Here is a 17,515-nt window from a genome sequence, read left to right on the forward strand (position 1 = left end):
GCGTCGCCCGAGATGTCGCCGTGACTGTCGGCCACCAGGAAGGTGTCGCGGTCCTTGAGTGCGAAGAGCCGCTGCGGGACACGCGGCTCCTCGATTTCGCCCCACTCGACGGGGGCCTCCGGCGCGGGAGCCAGGTCGTTCATGCGCCTCAGCCTGCCACGAGATCGAGTTCAGGTTCGGTCCGTGCCGCCGGCGCGACCAGCCGCTCGTAGAGGGCCACATAGTTGCGGGCCATGGCCTCGGCCGAGAAGCGCTCCTCGAACCGCCCCCGGATGCGGCGGCGGTCCAGCTGGGGCAGGCGTTCGATGGCGGCCCGCGCCTCCTCCTCGTTGCGGACGATGAAGCCGGTCAAGCCGTCCTCCACCACCTCGCGCACCGAGCCACAGTCATAGGCGATGACCGGCGTGCCGCAGGCCATGGCCTCGATCATCACCAGGCCGAACGGCTCGGGCCAGTCGATGGGGAAGAGCAAGGCGGCGGCTCCGCCCAGGAACGCCGACTTCCGGTCGTCACCGATCTCGCCGATGAACTCGACGAGCGGGTTGTGCAGCAGGGGCTCGATCTTCTCGTCGAAATAGACCTGGTCGGCGCGGTCCACCTTGGCGGCGATGCGCAAGGATCGGCCCGCCGCCGTGGCGATGGCGATCGCCCGGTCCGGCCGCTTCTCGGGCGAGATGCGGCCCAGGAAGGCGAGATAGCCCTGGTCCTGTGGGCTGAAGTCGTAGAGTTCGGCCCGCATGCCGTGCTGCACCGTCGCGGCCCAGTTGGCGAAGGGCAGCGGCCGGCGCTGGTCGTCGCTGATCGAGACCAGGGGATAGCGCCGCCAGCGCCGATAGACCTCGGGCAGGTCCTTGAGGTCGAGGCGGCCGTGCAAGGTCGTGACCGTCCGCTCCGCGATGTCCTCGAACAGCGGGAAGTGGATCATGTCGGTGTGGAAGTGGATGACGTCGAACTCCGACGCGCGGCGGCGCACCTCGGCCAGCTGGGAGAGATGCGCGGCGAGGTCCGATTTCAACGGCGCCGGGTCCAGCCGGATGGCCTGGTCCCGGACGACGGCCAGGCGGGCGGTGGTGCACGCCTCGGCGCTGGAGAAGAGGGTGACCTCGTGACCCATGGCCACGAGCGCATCGGTGAGATGGGCGACGACCCGTTCCGTCCCTCCGTAGAGGCGTGGCGGAACGGCCTCATAGAGAGGGGCGACCTGTGCAATCCTCATAGACGCTCCGAAAAAGCCTACAGGCGCGCCGCGTGATGCGACGCGCAAATGGACTTCCCCGACTAGGACGCGCCGCAAACCTGGGACTTCCCGCGGCCGCGGTCAATGCCAAGGTTGATGGAACGCGACGCCGCCTGCGGATGCGCGTTATGAAGGCCGCCGATGTTCGAGACCTATCCTTCCGCCGAGACCGCCGGCGAGGCCTGCGCCCACGCGATCGCTGCCTGCCTACGCGAGGGCCTGAGGACCCGAGGCCGGGCGGGACTGGTGGCCACCGGCGGCCGCTCGCCAGGGCCGGTGTTCGACGCCCTGACTGCCGCGCCGCTGGTCACGTCGCTGGATTGGGCCCGCGTGGTCGTCACCCTGTCGGACGAGCGCTGCGTGGACGAGAGCGCGCCGGAGTCCAACGCCGGGGTCGTGCGCCGCCGCCTGCTGACGGGACCCGTGGCCAAGGCGCACCTGCTGCCCCTGTGGCCCAGGCCCGAGCCTGCGGCGCTGGCGGCCCTCGCCCCCTTCGACGCCGTCATGCTGGGCATGGGCGAGGACGGCCACATCGCCTCGCTGATCCCCGGCGATCCGGGGCTCGAGGCCAGCCTGACGACGGACCAGTTGTTGGTCGACGTGCCGGCTGGGCTGGGCAAGCCGCCGCTGCCTCGGGTCAGCCTGACGCTTTCGGCGCTCCTGAATTCGCGCGCCATCTTCCTCTTGATGGCCGGGGACGCTAAGCGCGAGGTCCTGGCCCGCGCGCAAGCCGGCGAGGACCTGCCCGTTGGTCGGCTCCTCTCGCAGTCGCGGGTCCCGGTTCGTATCTTCTGGTCGCCCGAGCACTCGGCGTAAGCGAGCGCTCTCTAATAGGAGTCAGCCCGGTCCCGGCGCCAAACGGTGCGTTTCTGCGGGGCCGAGCGTCGCTTTAGGATTGTGAAGACATGCATCCGGTCACGGCCGAGGTCACCGAACGGATCGTCGAGCGCAGCCGCGAGACGCGCGCCGACTATCTCGAGCGCATGGAGGCGGCTCGCCAGCAGACGCCCGGCCGCGGCAAGCTGTCGTGCGCCAACTGGGCCCACGCCTTCGCCGCCTCGCCCGAAGGCGACAAGCAGCGGATGCGCGACCCGACCGCGCCCAACGTCGCCATCGTCTCGGCCTACAACGACATGCTCTCGGCCCACCAGCCGTACGAGCGCTTCCCCGACATCATCCGCCACGCGGCGCGCGAGGCGGGCGCCACCGCGCAGTACGCCGGCGGCGTGCCTGCCATGTGCGACGGCGTCACCCAGGGGCGGCCCGGGATGGAGCTGTCGCTGTTCAGCCGCGACGTCATCGCCATGTCGACGGCCGTGGCGCTGACCCACGACGCCTTCGACGCCGCCCTGATGCTGGGCATCTGCGACAAGATCGTGCCGGGCCTGTTCATCGGCGCGGCCGCCTTCGGCCACCTGCCGGTGATCTTCGTCCCCGGCGGGCCGATGACGTCCGGCATCTCCAACGCCGAGAAGGCGCGTACCCGGGCGCTCTACGCCGAAGGCAAGGCCACCCGGGACGAGCTCCTGGACAGCGAGATGAAGTCCTATCACGGGCCCGGCACCTGCACGTTCTACGGCACCGCCAACTCCAATCAGATGATGATGGAGATGAGCGGCCTGCACCTGCCTGGCGCCGCCTTCGTGACGCCAAACACGCCGCTGCGGGACGCGCTCACCGCCGCGGCGCCCAAGCGCGCCGTGGAGATCCGCGACGGGACCAACGGCTACACGCCGTTCTCGGCCGTGGTCGACGAGAAGAGCATGGTCAACGCCATCGCCGGCCTGCTGGCCACCGGCGGCTCGACCAACCACACCCTGCACATCCTGGCCATGGCCCGGGCGGCGGGCATCCTCATCACCTGGGAGGACATGGACGACCTCAGCCAGGTCACGCCGCTGATCGCCCGGGTCTATCCAAACGGCAGCGAGGACGTGAACGCCTTCCACGCCGCGGGCGGCATGTCCTTCGTCACCCGCCAGCTGCTGGACGCCGGCCTCGCGCACGAGGACGTCCAGACCGTCGCCGGGCCCGGCCTGCGCCGCTATCAGCAGGAGCCGTTCCTGGACGGCGGCAAGCTTGTCTGGCGCGAAGGCCCCGCCGCCTCGCTAGACCGCGACATCCTGCGGCCCGTCGACGATCCGTTCCAGCCGAACGGTGGGATGCGCCTGCTGACGGGCCCGCTGGGCCGCGGCGTGCTGAAGACCTCGGCGGTGAAGCCCGAGCATCGCGTGATCGAGGCGCCGGCCCTGGTGTTCGACGACCAGGAACAGCTGCTGGCCGCCCACAAGCGGGGCGAGCTGAACCGCGACTTTGTGGCGGTGGTCCGCTTCCAGGGGCCCAGAGCGAACGGCATGCCCGAACTCCACTCGCTGACGCCCCCTCTCGGCGTCCAGTTGGACAAGGGCTACAAGGTGGCGCTCGTCACCGACGGGCGCATGTCGGGGGCCTCGGGCAAGGTGCCGGCGGCCATACACGTGACGCCGGAAGCCGCCGACGGCGGACCGCTGGCCTATGTGCGCGACGGCGACGTGATCCGGCTCGACGCCGAGACGGGCCGGCTGGAGATCCAGGTGGACGAACGCGAATTGATGAGCCGCGAACCTGCCCGCCGCCCGCCGCCGGGCTTCGGATATGGGCGCGAGCTGTTCGGCTGGATGCGCCGGGCCGCCGGCCCCGCCGACACCGGCGCCTGCAGCCTGTTCGAGGCCGCCTGAGCATGAAGCCGCAGTACACGGGCCTGGTGGGCGATGTCGGGGGCACGCACGCCCGCTTCGCCCTGGTGGACGCCCAGGGGCACGTCCGCAACCCGCGCACCTTCCAGGCGAAGGACTACGCCAGCCTCACCGACGTCATCGCCGAGTACCTCGAGACCACCGCGGGCAAGCGCCGTCCGCCGCGGGCGGTCGTGGCGGTCGCCGGGCCGGTGCTCGATGGCGAGATCGAGTTCACCAACCTCGACTGGGTGGTGTCCGAGGGCGACCTCCTCGGTCAGTTCGAGTTCGAGGCGGTGAAGCTGATCAACGACTTCGCCGCCCAGGCGCTGGCCTGCCCCAGGCTGGACGAGGGCGACCTGCGCCGGATCGGCCCGGAAGTCGGCCGCGGCGCCTATGACTGTCCGGTGGTGGTCCTGGGCGCCGGCACCGGCTTCGGCGTCGCCGGCGTCGCCCGCAGCGAACGCGGCGACGTGCCGATAGCCACCGAAGGCGGGCACGCCGCCTTTGCCCCCAACGACGAGATCGAGGTCGAGGTCTGGCGGCGCCTGCGCGAGAAGTACGGCCGGGTTTCCATCGAACGGCTGCTCTCCGGCGCCGGCCTCTACGATCTCTACTGCGCCCTCGCCGACATCGAGGGCCGCAACGCCGTCCTGCCGGACCAGGCGGCGGTCACCGCCGAGGGCCTCGCGGGCGACGCCTTCGCCGGCGCGACGCTGGACCGGTTCCTCGGAATGATGGGCTCGGTTGCCGGCGACCTGGCGCTCAGCTACGGCGCGCGGGGCGGCGTCTACGTGTCGGGCGGAATTGCGCCCCGGATGGCGGACCGCCTGGCGACCAGCCCCTTCCGTGCGCGTTTCGAGGACAAGGGCCGGCTGTCCGACTACGTGCGCGGCATCCCGACCTTTCTCGTGCTGCACCCGTATCCGGCCATCATCGGCGCGGCCCGCGAGCTCGAACAGATGGAGCGCCTATGAGCATCGCCGACATCCTGTCCAAGAGCCCGGTGATCCCGGTCCTGGTCGTCGACGACGTGAACAGCGCCGTGCCGCTCGGTCGGGCCCTGGTCGCGGGCGGCCTCACCGTCCTGGAGGTCACCCTCCGCACGCCGGCGGCCATGGACTGCATCGCCGCCATGTCCGAGATCGAGGGCGCGATCGTCGGGGCAGGCACGGTGCTTAACCGCGATATGCGCCGGGCGGCGGCCGACGCGGGCGCGAAGTTCGTGGTCAGTCCCGGCCTGATCGAGGGCGAAGGTCCGGAAGGCCCTGCGCCGCTGCTGCCGGGGATCGCCACCGCGACCGAGCTGATCGCGGGCCTTGCCGCCGGCTTCACCCACTTCAAGCTGTTCCCCGCCAACATCGTGGGCGGCGTCGACGCGCTGAAGGCCTTCCAGAGCCCGTTCCAGCAGGCGACCTTCTGCCCGACGGGCGGCGTCAGCGCCAAGAACGCCGCCGAGTATCTGGCGCTGCCGAACGTGATCTGCGTGGGCGGCAGCTGGGTGGCGCCGGCCGAGGCGGTGCGCGCGGGCGACTGGGACCGCATCACCACCTTGGCGCGCGAGGCCGCTGCGCTGGCTCCCAAGGCGCCGGCGGCCGTGGAGGGCTGATCGTGCCGGACCGCGCGAACGAACAACTTCGCTGGGTGGTCACCGCCCGCGCCCGGCCGGGCGATCCCGGCGAGGCGGTGGTCAGCATCCTCGGCCGCAACGCCCTCATCCCCGAGATCAACTTCGACATGGCCGTGGACTGGCACCCGGGCGCCGAGGCCGCCGATGTCGAGGGTCGCGCGCTGGTGATCCTCAGCATGCTGTTCAAGGAGCTCGCCGCCGAGTGCGAACGCGCCGCCGGCGAGCGCTTCAACCTGGGCTGACTAGCGTCCTACCCAGTTCCCCGGCCGGCGCTCGGCGACCGAGCGCACGCCTTCCTTGAAGTCCTCGGTCTCGCGCAGCAGGCCCTGTTCGCGGTGTTCGATCACCGTCTGGGCCCGCACGGCGTCGGCGAGGCCCGCGCGCAGGGTCTTGCGGGTGGCGACGACGGCCAGGGGAGCGTTTTCCGCAATCTCGGCCGCCAACCGGAGCGCGGCGGCCCGCAGCTCCGCGGCTGGGACCACCTCATCGCACAGACCCCATTCCAGGGCCTGCTCGGCCTTGATGCGCCGGCCGGTGAGGAACATCAGGTTCGCCCGTTGCTGGCCTACCAGGCGCGGCAGGGTGTGCGTCAGGCCGAAGCCCGGATGAAAGGCCAGCTTCACGAAGTTGGCCGCGAACCGGGCCTCGGGCGCCGCCACCCGGAAGTCGGCGACCAGCGCCAGACCCAGGCCCGCGCCGACCGCGGCGCCCTGCACCGCGGCAACGATCGGCGTCTCCACCGAGAACAGCCGGATCGCCTGCGCGTACAGCTGCTGGACTCCGTCCATGCCCGAGGCCACCCGGTCGGTGTCGGACGAGAAGTCGGCGCCGCCCGAGAACGTCTTGCCTTCGGTCTGCAGCACGATCGCGCGCGCCGGGCCATGGCCGTCGATGTCTTCCATCGCGTCGGCCAGGTCGCGCATGAGCTCGACGGAGACGAAGTTGTGCGGCGGCCGGTCCAGGGCCACCACCGCCACATTGCCCTCGAGCGCGACCTTCACATGGTCGCCGTATGCCGACTTCATTTCCGCGTCCCCAACAGGTTCCTGGCCACCACCCACTTATGGATCTCGGTGGGGCCGTCGTAGATGCGCATCGTGCGCAGCTTGGCTTGCATCAGCTGCAGCGGCAGCTCCTTGGTCACGCCCATGGCGCCGAACGCCTGCATGACCCGGTCCAGCGTCTCATACGCCATTTCGGTGGCGTACCACTTGATCATGCTGATCTCGGAACGCACGTCGCGGCCCTGGTCCAGCTTCCAGGCGCAGTCGTAGGTCATCAGCCGCGTCGCGTGGATCTTGGTCGCCGCTTCGGCCACCCAAAACTGGATCGCCTGCCGCTCGGACAACGCCGCCCCGAACGTCTTCCGCTGCGGCGCGTACTCGATCAGCATGTCCAGCGCCCGCTGGGCCATGCCGACGGACCAGGCCGCCATCTGGATGCGCCGGGTGCCGAGCCGCGTCTGCATCGGCGCGAAGCCCGCGCCCTCCTGGCCCAGCAGCTTCCAGCCTTCGACCCGGCAGCCCTCCAGCGCAATCTCGTAGGTGTACTGGCCGCCCAGCATGGGGATGCGGCGCAGGACGTTGAAGCCCGGCGTGCCCTTGTCCACCAGGAAGGCCGAGATGCCGCCGCGCGCGCCCTTCTCTCGGTCGGTCACCGCCATGAGGATGGTGAAGTCGGCGTCCGCCGCCCGGGTGATCCAGATCTTGCGGCCGTTGATCACCCAGTCGGCGCCGTCACGGACCGCCCGGGTGGTCATCGCCGCCGGGTCGGAGCCGGCGCCCGGCTCGGAGATCCCGATGGCCGAGATGGTCTTGCCGGCCACGTAGGGGGCCAGATAGGCCGCGCGCTGGCGCTCGTCGACGGTGGCCATCAGCATCCGCAGGTTCGGGCTGTCCGGCGGCAGGGTGTAGGGTGTGACCGTCCGACCCAGCTCCTCTTCGACGCCGACCATCGCCACCATCGGCAGGTCCGAGCCCCCGACGTCCTCCGGGGCGTCCAGGCCCCAGAGGCCCAGGTTGCGGGAGACCTCGTCCAACCGACCGGTCTCGGCCTCGGACAGGTACAGCCCCTGGCCCTCGGCCTCCCGAGCCATCACGCCGGCTTCCAGAGGCATCAGCTCGTCGCGGACGAACCGGGCCACCAGGTCCTTCAGCATCCGGTGCTCTTCGGACAGTTCGAAGTCCACTGGCCTCCCCCCGCGTAAGTTGCTGTTCTTGGCGCATCATAGCGATGCGTCGCGGACAAAGGAGGGATCACGTGGCGGAAGGCGATCCAAGTCGGGTCAGGCGCTTGGCCAGCAAGGCGACGGGGCCCCTGGCCGGCATCCGGGTCCTGGACCTGACCAGCGTCGTGAACGGCGCCTACGCCACCCAGATTCTGGCGGACCAGGGCGCCGACGTGATCAAGCTAGAGGACCCGGGCTCGGGTCGGGGCGACGGCGGCGACATCATGCGCTGGGCCGGGCACACGCCCGAGGGCTGTCCGCGCGACATGGGCCCGATCTTCCTGACCATCAACCGCAACAAGCGCTCGATCCTGCTCGATCTGAAGAAGGACAGCGGCCAGCGGGCCCTGAAGCGGCTCATCCGGAGCTGCGATGTGTTCGCCGCCTCGATCCGCTACGAGGGGCTGAAGCGGCTGGGCCTGTCGTACGAGGACGTGGCCGCCCTGAAACCGGACATCGTCTATGTCCACGCCGCCGGCTACGGCTCTGACGGACCCTATGCGGGCGAGCCCGCCTACGACGACCTGATCCAGTCCGCCTCCGGCATGGCCGACATCCTGCCGCGAACGGACGGCCACCCGGTCCCGCGCATCCTGCCCACCCTGGTGGCCGACAAGGTCTCGGGCCTCTTCATGGCCCAGGCGGTCACGGCGGCCCTGCTGCACCGCGCGCGCACCGGCGAGGGGCAGTTCGTGGAGGTGCCGATGCTGGAGTGCGTGACGAGCTTCCTGCTGGTCGAGCACCTGTACGACCAGGCCTTCCAGCCGCCCACCGGCCAGTGGGGCTATCAGCGGGTGATCAACCCCAACCGCAAGCCGTTCAAGACCAAGGATGGCTACATCGGCCTCCTGCCCTACACCGACAAGCAGTGGGACCAGTTCTTCGACGCCGCCGGCTTCGGCGAGGCGGTGAAGTCGGATCCACGCTTCGCCGACTACCTCACCCGCGCCAAGCATACCCGCGAGCTCTACGGCCTGATCGAAGAGGCGGCGGCCACCAAGACGACCCAGGAGTGGCTGGACATCCTGAAGCCGCTGTCGATCCCGGTGGTGAAGACCAACACCCTGGACGACCTGGACTCCGACCCGCACCTGCAGGCGGTTGGGTTCTTCGAGACCTACGAGCACGCCGAGGTCGGCCGGTATCGCACCATTCGCCCGCCGGTGAAGTTCAGCCGCACCCCCGCCAACATTCGTCGCCATCCGCCGCGCCTGGGCGAGCACACGGACGAGGTGCTGGCCGAGGTGAGCGCACCGGCCGAGGAGGCCTGAACCTCAGGGCGTCCAGAGCCGAACCAGCTCCTCCGAGAGGATCTCCGGGTACTCCTCGGGCCAGAACAGTTTGCCTTCGGCCACCCGCCGGACGCCGCGCGACGCCGGCAGGAGCGCGTCCAGGTAGTCGGGCATACGGGGGTCGAAGATGTCGTCCTTCATGCCCCAGACGACGCGCGTCGGCGTCGGCAGCGTGCGCAGCCGGGCCTCGATGCCCGCCAGCGGGTTGGGCTCCAGGGCCACGGCGTAGCGGTTGACCAGCGCCTTCCGAGCCGCGCTCTCCACCAGCGGGCCGAGGTAGAGGTCGATGGCCGCGTCCGTCGGCTGGCCGGGCCGGCTGTAGCACATGCCGCCGAGCCCGCCGGCGGACCGCGCGAGCATCTTGTCGGCGGCCCACGGCGCCAGCCACTCGTCGGCGAACTTGCCCTGCGCGGCCAGTTCGAGCACCGGCAGCAGCGCGGGCGGCGGCGAATTCGGCTCCACGTCGCAGTTGGTCAGCAGCATCGTCCGGACGCGCCGGGGATCGGCGACGGCGAACATCTGGGCGACCGCCCCGCCGCTGTCGTTGGCGACAAGGTCGACCTTGTCCACGTCCAGCGTGGCCAGGAGCTGCTCCAGCATCTGCACCTGGGCCGACGGGGCCACAGACTGTCCCTCGGCTGGGCGGGTGAAGCCCAGTCCCAAGAAATCCGGGACGATGCAGCGGCGCTTGCCCGCGAAACGCTCCACCTGGTGGCGCCACTGGAAGCCGCTCAGCGGAAATCCGTGCAGGAACAGCGCCGCCGGTCCGGTCCCGCGGTCCACATAGGCGACTTCGCCGCAGGGTAGGACGGCGAACCGCTGGCGGCGCGTCCAGTCCTTCGCCAGCGTGTCGTCGTCCTTCCGCACCTGGGCCAGCGCGGTTGCGGCGGCGGCCGGAGCGGCGGCGGTGAGGGTCATGACGCCAAGCACCTCTCTGCGGTTCATGCGAACTCTCCTCGACTTGCGGCCGGAGAGGTGCCCTGCGGCGGCTGCGCCGATCAATGACGCGCCGGGTCATGGTTCCCCGCGTGCGGACCGCTATCATCTGAGTCATGCCCGCGCCGATCGCCGCCTCGAAGACCGCCGCTTCGCCTCTGGGCGCCCTCCTGCGCGATTGGCGGGCCCGGCGCAGGCTCAGCCAGCTGGAGCTCTCCCTGCTGAGCGGGATCTCGGCCCGGCACCTCAGCTATGTGGAGACCGGTCGCGCCCAGCCCAGCCGCCAGATGGTGCACAGCCTAGCCGACGCCCTGGAGGCGCCGCTGCGCGAGCGTAACGCCCTGCTAGTCGCCGCCGGCTATGCCCCGCAGTTCCGCGAGAGCGCCTTGGACGCGCCTGACCTGGCTGTCATGCGCCGGGCGATCGAGGTGACCCTCGCCCATCAGGAACCGTTTCCGGCCTTCGTCACCGATCGCTGCTGGAACGTGTTGATGGCGAACGACGCAATGGGGGGCATCCTGGGCGGCCTGAAGGCCGGCGGCCCCCGGCACGCCAACATCGTGCGCCAGGTTTTCGACCCCGATGACATGCGGCCCTTCATCGAGAACTGGGACGAGGTGGCCGGCGACCTCCTCAGGCACCTGTCGCACCAGGTGGGTCAGCATCCGGCCGACGCCCAGGCCCGGGCTCTGCTGGATGAAGCGCTGTCCTATCCGGACGTGCCGGCGCGACTGAGGGTTCGCGACGCCGCCGTGCGGCCGCTGCCGGTGCTGGTGACCACCTTCCGGGCCGGTGACCGGCGCCTCAGCTTCTTCTCGACCCTGACCCGCTTCGCGAGCCCCGCCGTCGTGGCGCTCGAGGAGACCACCGTCGAGTGCATGCACCCGGCCGACGAGGACACCCGCCGCTACTGCGTCGAGCTGGCGGGTTAGCGGATCGGCGCGAACACCGGCGCAGGCGGGCCGCCTTCGCCCTCGGTGGGCTGGAAGCGGACCTTCACACGCATGCCGATCTTCAGCTCCTCGGGCGTGACGTCCACGAAGTTGGTCAGCACGCGGACGCCCTCGTCCAGCGTCACATAGCCCAGCGCGTAGGGACCCGTCGGCGAACGCCGCATGATCGAGAAGGTGTAGACCTCCCCCTCGCCGGGGCTCTCCTCCCAGACGGTCGCGTCGCTGGCGCAGAACGGGCAGATGGTCCGCGGATACCAATGCGGCTTCGAGCAGGCCGTGCAGCGCTTGATCAGGAAGCGGCCCTCGGCGGCGGCGTCCCAGAACGGCTTGCTCTCCAGGGTGACGGCGGGCGCGGGGATCGGCCGGGTCATGACGTCGGACATTCTCAGGCCTCCCGTTCCAGGATCAGGGTCGCAGCGCCGTGCCGGACGCCCAGCGAACCGCCGGTGCCGTGGGCGATGGCCAGGTCGCAGTTGGCCACCTGCACCTTAGGGTGCGCTTCGCCGCGCAGCTGGCGCACGGCCTCGATCACCTTGGTCATGCCGCCGCGGTTGGTCGGGTGGTTGTTGCAGAGCCCGCCGCCGTCCGTGTTGAAGGGCAGCTTCCCGACGCCTGAGATCAGATTGCCGTCGGCCACGAACTTGCCGCCCTCGCCCTTCTTGCAGAAGCCCAGGTCCTCGAGCTGCATCAGCACGGTGATGGTGAAGCTGTCGTAGATCGAGGCGTACTTGATGTCGGCGGGCGTGACGCCGGCCTCCTCGAACGCCCGCGGCCCCGACCAGACCGCGCCGGAATAGGTGAGATCGATCTCGCCGCCGCCCATCACGCCCTTCGGCGCCTCGCCCGCGCCCAGCACCCGCACGCGCGGCCGGTTCAGGCTCCTGGCGATTTCGGGGCTGGTGACGATCACCGCCCCGCCGCCGTCGGTCACCACGCAGCAATCCAGCAGGTGCAGCGGGTCCGAGATCATGCGCGAGTTCACCACCTGCTCCACGGTGACCACGTCCTTGAGGTAGGCGTGCTCGTTCCACTGGGCGTGGTGGCTGGCCGCCACCTTGATCCAGGCCAGCTGTTCCGACGTGGTGCCGTACTCGTACATGTGGCGCATGGCGCACATACCGTAGGTGTTGTGGGTCGAGCCGCCGTAGATGTGCTCGAAGCCGGCCTCGGGCGGGCCGTCCGACAGGCCCCCGCCGCCGCCACCCGAGCGCATGCTGGCACCCGGCCGGTTGCCGCCGTTGCGCGGCCGCCCAGCCAGGGTGATCAGCGCCACCTGGCACTTGCCGGCGGCGATCGCCTGGGCCGCGTGGCCGACGTGGGCGATGTAGGACGAGCCGCCCATCTCGGTGGAATCGAGGTGCCGGACGTTCTTCAGGCCCATGTAGTCGACCATCGACAGGCCGCCGAAGCCCGGTGCGTCCCCGGCGCAGAAATAGCCGTCCACGTCGGCGAACGAGAGGCCGGCGTCCTCCAGCGCGCCTCTCGCGCATTCGGCGTGCAGCTGGGCCGTCGTCTTGTCCGGCGCGTCGCGGGTGGGATGCTCGAAAGCTCCCATCACATAGGCCTTGCCCTTGATGCTCATGCGCTCACCACACCCGATCTTCGAAGATGGGCAACCGGCTTAGCGCGGCAGGAGCGGCCTATGCAACGCTGACGCTCGGGAAGTTCGTTCATCCACGCTGACGCACCCCCTTGCGGAGCAGGGGTCGGATGAGTAGGTTCCGCCGCTCACTCGGCAGGGGGCCTCGCGAGGCGCCTTCGCACCCGGCACGGAGAGGTGGCTGAGTGGTTGAAAGCACCGCACTCGAAATGCGGCATACTCGCAAGGGTATCGAGGGTTCGAATCCCTCCCTCTCCGCCACGCTCCCCAGTTCCTTTTTACTCGGCAGCCTGTTGCAGGCCGGAGACGTCGTCGGCCTCCGACGCCGGGCAGCTGTTGCGACCGGCGGAGACCAGCTTGTGCGCGGAAACCAGATGCGCCACTGCCGCTGCGAGCGGTGGAAGCCGGCGGGTCCTTTCGGCGGTCGTCTCCGGGTGATCTAGGACAGCCCGGGGGCGGATTTCGCTGACGGTGACCGGCTCGACGAGGAACGCGTCGAGGCCGATCTCGCGTGCGACGATCGTCGCCAGCTCCGCCCAGGAGGGGCCCTCGTCGGCCACCAGTCGGACGCGCCCGGTGACCCCATCGATCAGGAGGTCGAGCACCTTGTGCGCGGCCTCGTAGACACAGGCCCCTGGCGCTCGCCGATCGGCGGCGGCGCGGAACGTGCGGCCGGCGCTCAGCGCATCGATCACCTGCTCGGTGAAGGTCCGCAGCTCGGCGCGGCTCATCAGCTCCCCGCTGAGGACGTGCAGGCCGTCGGCTTGTAGCTCGGCTCTTTCGCGGCCGCAGGTCCAGATCGCCTGGACCACGTCGTTGGGCTTCGAGGTGGGCGCGGAGCCCGCGGTCAGGTGGATCACCGCCCAGGCGCCTGCCGCGGCGGCGGCGGCCTGTACGCGGTCGGCGGCGTCCTCGGCGCAGGCGCCGACCTCCACTACCCGAACGTCGAGGTCTCGGAGGGCGCAAGCGTCCCTTAGCGCCTGCATGCGCGCTCCGGCTGGCCCCGCGACGAGGATCGGCCGGCGTGATGTTTCGGACAGCGGTGCTCGCGGTGCTGCGGTGCGGACGTCGATCTGCAGCGCCTGGCTGTAGAACCGGTCGTCGCGGCGCCACCATCCCAGGCCCGGCAACGCAGGGTGCGACGGCTCACGTCCGGCGGCGAGCTCGCGCAGGAGGTCCGCCATGGCGGTGGGCTCGGGTTCGCCCGAGCTCACGTCGAAGACGCCGCACTCGTAGTGACCCGCCTCGGTCGCCAGCAAGCGGTTCCAGTCGATCGATCCCAGCAGAGCCCAGGCAGCCACCGCCTGCACGTCGACGCCCGCGGACCGCGCCGCCTCGGCGGCGCGCCACACCTCGACGAACCAGCGCATCTGTTCTTCCCGGGTGCAGCCGTTGTGGCACTCGGTGATCGCGATCGTGCGGCCGTAACGCTCCCAGGTCTGGCGCAGCAGCTCCCCGATGCCGAGCGTGTCCGGACGGACGGTCCGCACCGCCTCGATGTTGACGTACGGCCCGGGGCCATCGCCTCCGAGAAGATGCGGCGGGTAGAGTTCAGTCCGGTGGTCCAGCAGGCGCTCGCTGGAGAGGTAGTGGTTCAAGCCCAGGACATCCGGCGGGCAGGGATCGTCGGCGATGGCGCGCAGCCGGCTTTCGAATCCCCAGGCGGAGATGCGCTCCCAAAGCGGATGGTCTGGCGTCACCATTCCGCACAGCAGGTCCCAGGTGATCCAGCGTCGGGCGTTCTCGAATTCGGCCTGAGCGCGCATGGCCGGCGTCGCATGGCAGAAACCCAGGTCTTCGGTCTGCACGAGGCGTGCATCAGGCCGGATGCGGCGGATCTCGCGCATGGACAGCCGGGTTGCGTCGATCTGGTTCAGGAGCGCGCGCCAGAACGCGCCCTCGTTCGAGGTGTGCGGGTACCAGATCCCGTACAGCGCGCTGAACCGGGCGGTGGTCAGCGGCTCGTTGACGGGCGTCCAGTCCGTGACCCAGGAATAGCGCTCGGCCGTCGCACGGGCGTGCTGGGCCAGGCCGTCGGCGAAGTTGTCATCCACCAGGCTCGTATAGGCCGGGCCGCTTCCGTGGTGACACAGCCCCACGATCGGCCGCATGCCCAGATCCCTGATACGGTTCAGGCGCTCATCGGCGTAGGCGAAGTCACGGTGGTCCGGCCGCTCGGGCGAAACCTTCTCCCACAACACCGGGTACCGCAGCGCGCGAATTCCCAGGCCGGCGAAGAGGTCCAGGTCGCCCGGCCGGCGAACGTGCCCCGACAGGACGGATTGATCCATGAACCGGGAGCCCACCCGGTTCACCGTGCATTCGTGCCCACCCCAGAGCTCGATCCCGCTCAAGCGTCACCTGCCGCCAAGGCGCCGCTTCGATGGCTGGGCGCCGATCAGCCGCGCCGGCCTGCGGCGCGGGCTGCTAATCGGCTGGCGAGACAGGGACGTTCCCGAACCCGTCCTTTGTTACGTCGCGTGCGGCTCACTCGGCCGCGAGCAGGACGGGGCTGGCGACGGCCCGTTCGAAGTCGTCCTGCCGGCGGCGGAGCTCTCGGGCGAGGGGCTGATGGACGGGCCGCGAACCCTGGTCGTCGGCCATGCCAAGCAGCCCCGTGGGGCAGAGGCGTCCGTCGTTCCAGCCCGGATAGTTGCACACTGGATAGAGGCAGACGCCCTGAACCGGCACGCCGGCTTCACGGGCTTCCTCGACCTCGGAGGCCACATAGCTGAGCCAGGCCGCCCGGGCCGAGCCCTCGGCTCCGGTCTCGGCGACGATCACCGGCCGGCCATAGCGGCTGGCGATATCGGTCAGCATGGTGCTGAAGGGCCGCCAGGAGTGGTGACCCATCGGCACGAAGTTGCCGGCGGGGGTCCACTGGTTGTGCGAGTAGAAGTTGAGCCCGACGATATCGAGAACGTCGGGCCGGCCGCCCAGCTCCGGCTCCCGCCGACCCGCCAGCATGTCGAAGGCCTCCCACTGGGCCTCGGCCATGATCCGCGCCTCGGTGACATCGGCGGGGCTCATGCTCTGCGGCACGATATGTACGCACGGTTCGCACCACAGGATGCGGGCCCTGGGGTCGACGCGGCGCACCGCGTCGGTGGCGGCGATCGCGGCGCGGATCAGCTGGCGTTTGAGGGCGACGCCTTCGCCCGAAGCGTAGGGCAGCCACTCCGCCTGGTCCCCCGCCATATAGGCGAAGTACGAGATCTCGTTCATCGGGCACCAGATCGGGACCTCGTCCGTCTCCTCGGCGAGCACCCGGGCGGCGGCTTCCGCGTAGGCGGCGATGCGCTCGACGAAGTCGGGCGACCAGATGTCCAGCCAGTCGGGGTGGCCGTAGTGCCAAAGGTCCCAGATCACCTGGACGCCGGCCTCGCGGGCGGCGCGCAGCATCGGCCGCCAGCTGGACCAGTCGTAGGTCCCGCGCGACGGCTCGATCAGGTGCCAGCGCAGACCGTCCCGCACCGTGCGCAGGCCGTGCGCCGCCACGGCTGCGTAGTCCTGGGCCGCGAAACGGTCGTGCCGCTGGGCCACGAGCGAGTCCACCCGCGCGCCGTCCCGCCGCCGGTGGCTCGCGCAATCGAAGCCGCCCATGAAGTAGCTGTTGAATGGGGTCGTGTAGGCGAGCTGCATGGCCGTCCTCCCGCTCGCCCGATTTAGCGGGTGGAAGGCTCGCCCGCACGGGGGCTCATGGGCGCTGCGTCAGCGGGTAGCAGCGGGGCTGTGGCAGGTCAGGCCACGGTCAGCGCGGGCTCCAGGGGCGCCGGCGCGGGGTCCGGGGCCGGCGGGCAGAGGAAGCGGCCCGCGGTCGTGCCGTCGCGGGCCTTCACCTCCAGCTTCACGACATGGCCGGCGCGGGCGAGCGACATCGCCAGCCGGCGCGCCGCCTCTTCGGCGCGGCCGCCGCTCCGGAAGATCATCTCGTTGTCGAACACGTCGGTTCGAACGGCCCACCAGGCGTCGGCGGGCGACACGCGGATCGTGTGCATGAAGCCTCCCCTCATTTGATGGCGGCAAACGAGGTAGGCGGCGGCCGGGCGAGTGCAAGTCCCCGGCGGATCAGTCGGCGTCCGGCTCGCTCTCGCCGTCCATGGCGGTGCGCGGACCGTCGGTGGAGCTGCCGGTGCGGCGGCCGTCCGGCGTGACGCCCGGCGCGTCCCAGGGGCCGGGTTCGCCCCCGAGCCCGCCCGCGCCATAGCCCTTGCCCAGAGCAGCGCCTCCGCCCGAGCCCGTGCGCGGGCCCGGCCGGTCGTCGGTCTTGCGGATGTCGTGGCCCATCGTGACCTCCTTGTGTCCGGGGACCAACCGGTCGCGCCCCCGCGGCGTTCCGAGAACAATGATCTGAAAGCCTGACGATGGTTCATCCGGCAGTCAGGCGGAGGGTGGCAGAAGCGCGTCCGCCGAGCCCCTGCGTATCTGGGATTGGGTGTCGGCGGCGGCTGGTCTCGCCGCTGGCGGGCCCCGGCTCTCGGAGGCCGGGGCCCAAAGTGCCCCCGAAGAGGGCGTTGCAGCTTGGCCCTTTTCGGGCGACGCCGGAAACCGAACGGCTCAGTCGGGGTTCTGGACCGGGCGTGTCCCGCGTGGAACCTGGAGAGCTTATGATGAAGATGAAGCTGATCGCGGCCGCGACCCTGGCCTGCAGCACCCTGGCGTTCACCGTCCCGCCGATGGCGGCCTCGGCCCAGTCCCGCGAGCGGGTCTACGTCTGCGACAAGAACGTGAAGAAGAAGTCGAACAACGGCGCCCTGGTCGGCGCGGTGGCTGGCGGCGTACTGGGCAATGTGGTCGCCGGCAACGGCGCCAAGACCGAAGGCACCGTGCTGGGCGCCGGCGTCGGCGCCGTGGCGGGCCACCAGATCGCCAAGAAGAAGGCCAAGAGGAACTGCCGCTGGGTCTACCGCTGACCCTTCAGGCATA

18 protein-coding genes and 1 tRNA gene are annotated in these 17,515 nt (G+C 70.4%); 9 read left to right on the forward strand and 10 right to left on the reverse strand.

The features are described from left to right. Positions 1–148: 148 nt before the first annotated feature. On the reverse strand, positions 149–1,216 hold the full coding sequence (locus RIF93_RS10220) for a glycosyltransferase family 4 protein (RefSeq protein ID WP_309090979.1): 1,068 nt from the start codon (positions 1,214–1,216) through the stop codon (positions 149–151). A gap of 162 nt (positions 1,217–1,378) precedes the next feature. Here RIF93_RS10220 and pgl point away from each other — a divergent pair, with 162 nt between their 5' ends. From pgl to RIF93_RS10245, 5 genes are all read left to right on the forward strand, one after another. Next, complete coding sequence (gene pgl / locus RIF93_RS10225; protein WP_309090981.1) at positions 1,379–2,053, forward strand: 6-phosphogluconolactonase; 675 nt, start codon at positions 1,379–1,381, stop codon at positions 2,051–2,053. 89 nt (positions 2,054–2,142) lie between these two features. Next, positions 2,143–3,954: a phosphogluconate dehydratase gene (edd, locus tag RIF93_RS10230; protein ID WP_309090983.1), complete on the forward strand. Its 1,812-nt coding sequence runs from the start codon at positions 2,143–2,145 to the stop codon at positions 3,952–3,954. 2 nt (positions 3,955–3,956) lie between these two features. Beyond that, positions 3,957–4,928, forward strand: a complete 972-nt coding sequence (gene glk / locus RIF93_RS10235; protein WP_309090986.1) for a glucokinase — start codon at positions 3,957–3,959, stop codon at positions 4,926–4,928. Continuing rightward, positions 4,925–5,560 (forward strand): bifunctional 4-hydroxy-2-oxoglutarate aldolase/2-dehydro-3-deoxy-phosphogluconate aldolase, encoded by a 636-nt coding sequence (eda, locus tag RIF93_RS10240; protein ID WP_309090988.1) that lies wholly within the window; start codon positions 4,925–4,927, stop codon positions 5,558–5,560. Before glk ends, eda begins: the two co-directional genes overlap by 4 nt. A 2-nt stretch (positions 5,561–5,562) precedes the next feature. Continuing rightward, positions 5,563–5,823 (forward strand): hypothetical protein, encoded by a 261-nt coding sequence (locus RIF93_RS10245; RefSeq protein ID WP_309090989.1) that lies wholly within the window; start codon positions 5,563–5,565, stop codon positions 5,821–5,823. On the opposite strand, the gene RIF93_RS10250 is transcribed toward RIF93_RS10245, so the two are convergent. Then, positions 5,824–6,606 (reverse strand): enoyl-CoA hydratase/isomerase family protein, encoded by a 783-nt coding sequence (locus RIF93_RS10250; RefSeq protein ID WP_309090990.1) that lies wholly within the window; start codon positions 6,604–6,606, stop codon positions 5,824–5,826. Beyond that, entirely contained in the window at positions 6,603–7,769 is a 1,167-nt protein-coding gene (locus tag RIF93_RS10255) for an acyl-CoA dehydrogenase family protein (protein WP_309090992.1), read from the reverse strand. Before RIF93_RS10255 ends, RIF93_RS10250 begins: the two co-directional genes overlap by 4 nt. 104 nt (positions 7,770–7,873) lie before the next feature. On the opposite strand from RIF93_RS10255, the gene RIF93_RS10260 reads away from it, so the two are divergent. Further along, a complete protein-coding gene (locus RIF93_RS10260; RefSeq protein ID WP_309090993.1) occupies positions 7,874–9,079 on the forward strand; it encodes a CoA transferase in 1,206 nt (401 codons plus the stop codon). A gap of 3 nt (positions 9,080–9,082) precedes the next feature. Here RIF93_RS10260 and RIF93_RS10265 read toward each other — a convergent pair whose 3' ends face one another. Continuing rightward, entirely contained in the window at positions 9,083–10,045 is a 963-nt protein-coding gene (locus tag RIF93_RS10265) for an alpha/beta hydrolase (RefSeq protein WP_309090994.1), read from the reverse strand. 107 nt (positions 10,046–10,152) lie between these two features. Between RIF93_RS10265 and RIF93_RS10270 the strand changes: the two genes are divergently transcribed. Beyond that, a complete protein-coding gene (locus RIF93_RS10270) occupies positions 10,153–10,968 on the forward strand; it encodes a helix-turn-helix transcriptional regulator (protein WP_309090995.1) in 816 nt (271 codons plus the stop codon). Here the strand turns inward: RIF93_RS10270 and RIF93_RS10275 are convergent. Together RIF93_RS10275 and RIF93_RS10280 are read right to left on the reverse strand one after the other, a co-directional pair. After that, entirely contained in the window at positions 10,965–11,372 is a 408-nt protein-coding gene (locus RIF93_RS10275) for a Zn-ribbon domain-containing OB-fold protein (RefSeq protein ID WP_309090997.1), read from the reverse strand. The two genes, RIF93_RS10270 and RIF93_RS10275, sit on opposite strands and share 4 nt — an antisense overlap. Positions 11,373–11,374: 2 nt before the next feature. After that, positions 11,375–12,571, reverse strand: a complete 1,197-nt coding sequence (locus RIF93_RS10280; RefSeq protein ID WP_309090998.1) for a thiolase domain-containing protein — start codon at positions 12,569–12,571, stop codon at positions 11,375–11,377. 189 nt (positions 12,572–12,760) lie between these two features. Between RIF93_RS10280 and RIF93_RS10285 the strand changes: the two genes are divergently transcribed. Beyond that, positions 12,761–12,850: transfer RNA gene (locus RIF93_RS10285), tRNA-Ser, on the forward strand. A 17-nt stretch (positions 12,851–12,867) separates the two neighbouring features. On the opposite strand, the gene RIF93_RS10290 is transcribed toward RIF93_RS10285, so the two are convergent. The 4 genes from RIF93_RS10290 to RIF93_RS10305 form a co-directional block, all read right to left on the reverse strand. Beyond that, positions 12,868–14,880 carry a family 1 glycosylhydrolase gene (locus RIF93_RS10290; RefSeq protein WP_309091000.1) on the reverse strand — a complete coding sequence of 671 codons (2,013 nt, stop codon included), beginning with the start codon at positions 14,878–14,880 and terminating at the stop codon, positions 12,868–12,870. A gap of 196 nt (positions 14,881–15,076) precedes the next feature. Continuing rightward, complete coding sequence (locus tag RIF93_RS10295) at positions 15,077–16,231, reverse strand: beta-galactosidase (protein ID WP_309091002.1); 1,155 nt, start codon at positions 16,229–16,231, stop codon at positions 15,077–15,079. Between the two features lie 98 nt (positions 16,232–16,329). After that, the gene (locus RIF93_RS10300) at positions 16,330–16,587 is read right to left on the reverse strand and encodes a hypothetical protein (RefSeq protein ID WP_309091003.1); all 258 of its coding nucleotides are present in this window, start codon (positions 16,585–16,587) and stop codon (positions 16,330–16,332) included. A gap of 70 nt (positions 16,588–16,657) precedes the next feature. Continuing rightward, the gene (locus RIF93_RS10305) at positions 16,658–16,876 is read right to left on the reverse strand and encodes a hypothetical protein (protein ID WP_309091005.1); all 219 of its coding nucleotides are present in this window, start codon (positions 16,874–16,876) and stop codon (positions 16,658–16,660) included. Positions 16,877–17,199: 323 nt separating this feature from the next. On the opposite strand from RIF93_RS10305, the gene RIF93_RS10310 reads away from it, so the two are divergent. Next, the gene (locus RIF93_RS10310) at positions 17,200–17,502 is read left to right on the forward strand and encodes a glycine zipper 2TM domain-containing protein (protein WP_309091007.1); all 303 of its coding nucleotides are present in this window, start codon (positions 17,200–17,202) and stop codon (positions 17,500–17,502) included. Positions 17,503–17,515 lie beyond the last annotated feature (13 nt).

Source organism: Phenylobacterium sp. (genome assembly GCF_031181185.1).
In the GTDB taxonomy this organism is placed as follows: domain Bacteria; phylum Pseudomonadota; class Alphaproteobacteria; order Caulobacterales; family Caulobacteraceae; genus Phenylobacterium.

What these genes read in the sequence shown, in the direction of transcription:
- edd (WP_309090983.1), top strand. Translation starts at nt 2,143, where the DNA reads ATGCATCCGGTCACGGCCGAGGTCACCGAACGGATCGTCGAGCGCAGC.
- pgl (WP_309090981.1), top strand. Translation starts at nt 1,379, where the DNA reads ATGTTCGAGACCTATCCTTCCGCCGAGACCGCCGGCGAGGCCTGCGCC.
- RIF93_RS10220 (WP_309090979.1), bottom strand. Translation starts at nt 1,216, where the DNA reads ATGAGGATTGCACAGGTCGCCCCTCTCTATGAGGCCGTTCCGCCACGC.
- RIF93_RS10270 (WP_309090995.1), top strand. Translation starts at nt 10,153, where the DNA reads ATGCCCGCGCCGATCGCCGCCTCGAAGACCGCCGCTTCGCCTCTGGGC.
- RIF93_RS10290 (WP_309091000.1), bottom strand. Translation starts at nt 14,880, where the DNA reads ATGGATCAATCCGTCCTGTCGGGGCACGTTCGCCGGCCGGGCGACCTG.
- glk (WP_309090986.1), top strand. Translation starts at nt 3,957, where the DNA reads ATGAAGCCGCAGTACACGGGCCTGGTGGGCGATGTCGGGGGCACGCAC.
- RIF93_RS10280 (WP_309090998.1), bottom strand. Translation starts at nt 12,571, where the DNA reads ATGAGCATCAAGGGCAAGGCCTATGTGATGGGAGCTTTCGAGCATCCC.
- eda (WP_309090988.1), top strand. Translation starts at nt 4,925, where the DNA reads ATGAGCATCGCCGACATCCTGTCCAAGAGCCCGGTGATCCCGGTCCTG.
- RIF93_RS10300 (WP_309091003.1), bottom strand. Translation starts at nt 16,587, where the DNA reads ATGCACACGATCCGCGTGTCGCCCGCCGACGCCTGGTGGGCCGTTCGA.
- RIF93_RS10265 (WP_309090994.1), bottom strand. Translation starts at nt 10,045, where the DNA reads ATGAACCGCAGAGAGGTGCTTGGCGTCATGACCCTCACCGCCGCCGCT.
- RIF93_RS10275 (WP_309090997.1), bottom strand. Translation starts at nt 11,372, where the DNA reads ATGTCCGACGTCATGACCCGGCCGATCCCCGCGCCCGCCGTCACCCTG.
- RIF93_RS10250 (WP_309090990.1), bottom strand. Translation starts at nt 6,606, where the DNA reads ATGAAGTCGGCATACGGCGACCATGTGAAGGTCGCGCTCGAGGGCAAT.
- RIF93_RS10310 (WP_309091007.1), top strand. Translation starts at nt 17,200, where the DNA reads ATGAAGATGAAGCTGATCGCGGCCGCGACCCTGGCCTGCAGCACCCTG.
- RIF93_RS10295 (WP_309091002.1), bottom strand. Translation starts at nt 16,231, where the DNA reads ATGCAGCTCGCCTACACGACCCCATTCAACAGCTACTTCATGGGCGGC.
- RIF93_RS10305 (WP_309091005.1), bottom strand. Translation starts at nt 16,876, where the DNA reads ATGGGCCACGACATCCGCAAGACCGACGACCGGCCGGGCCCGCGCACG.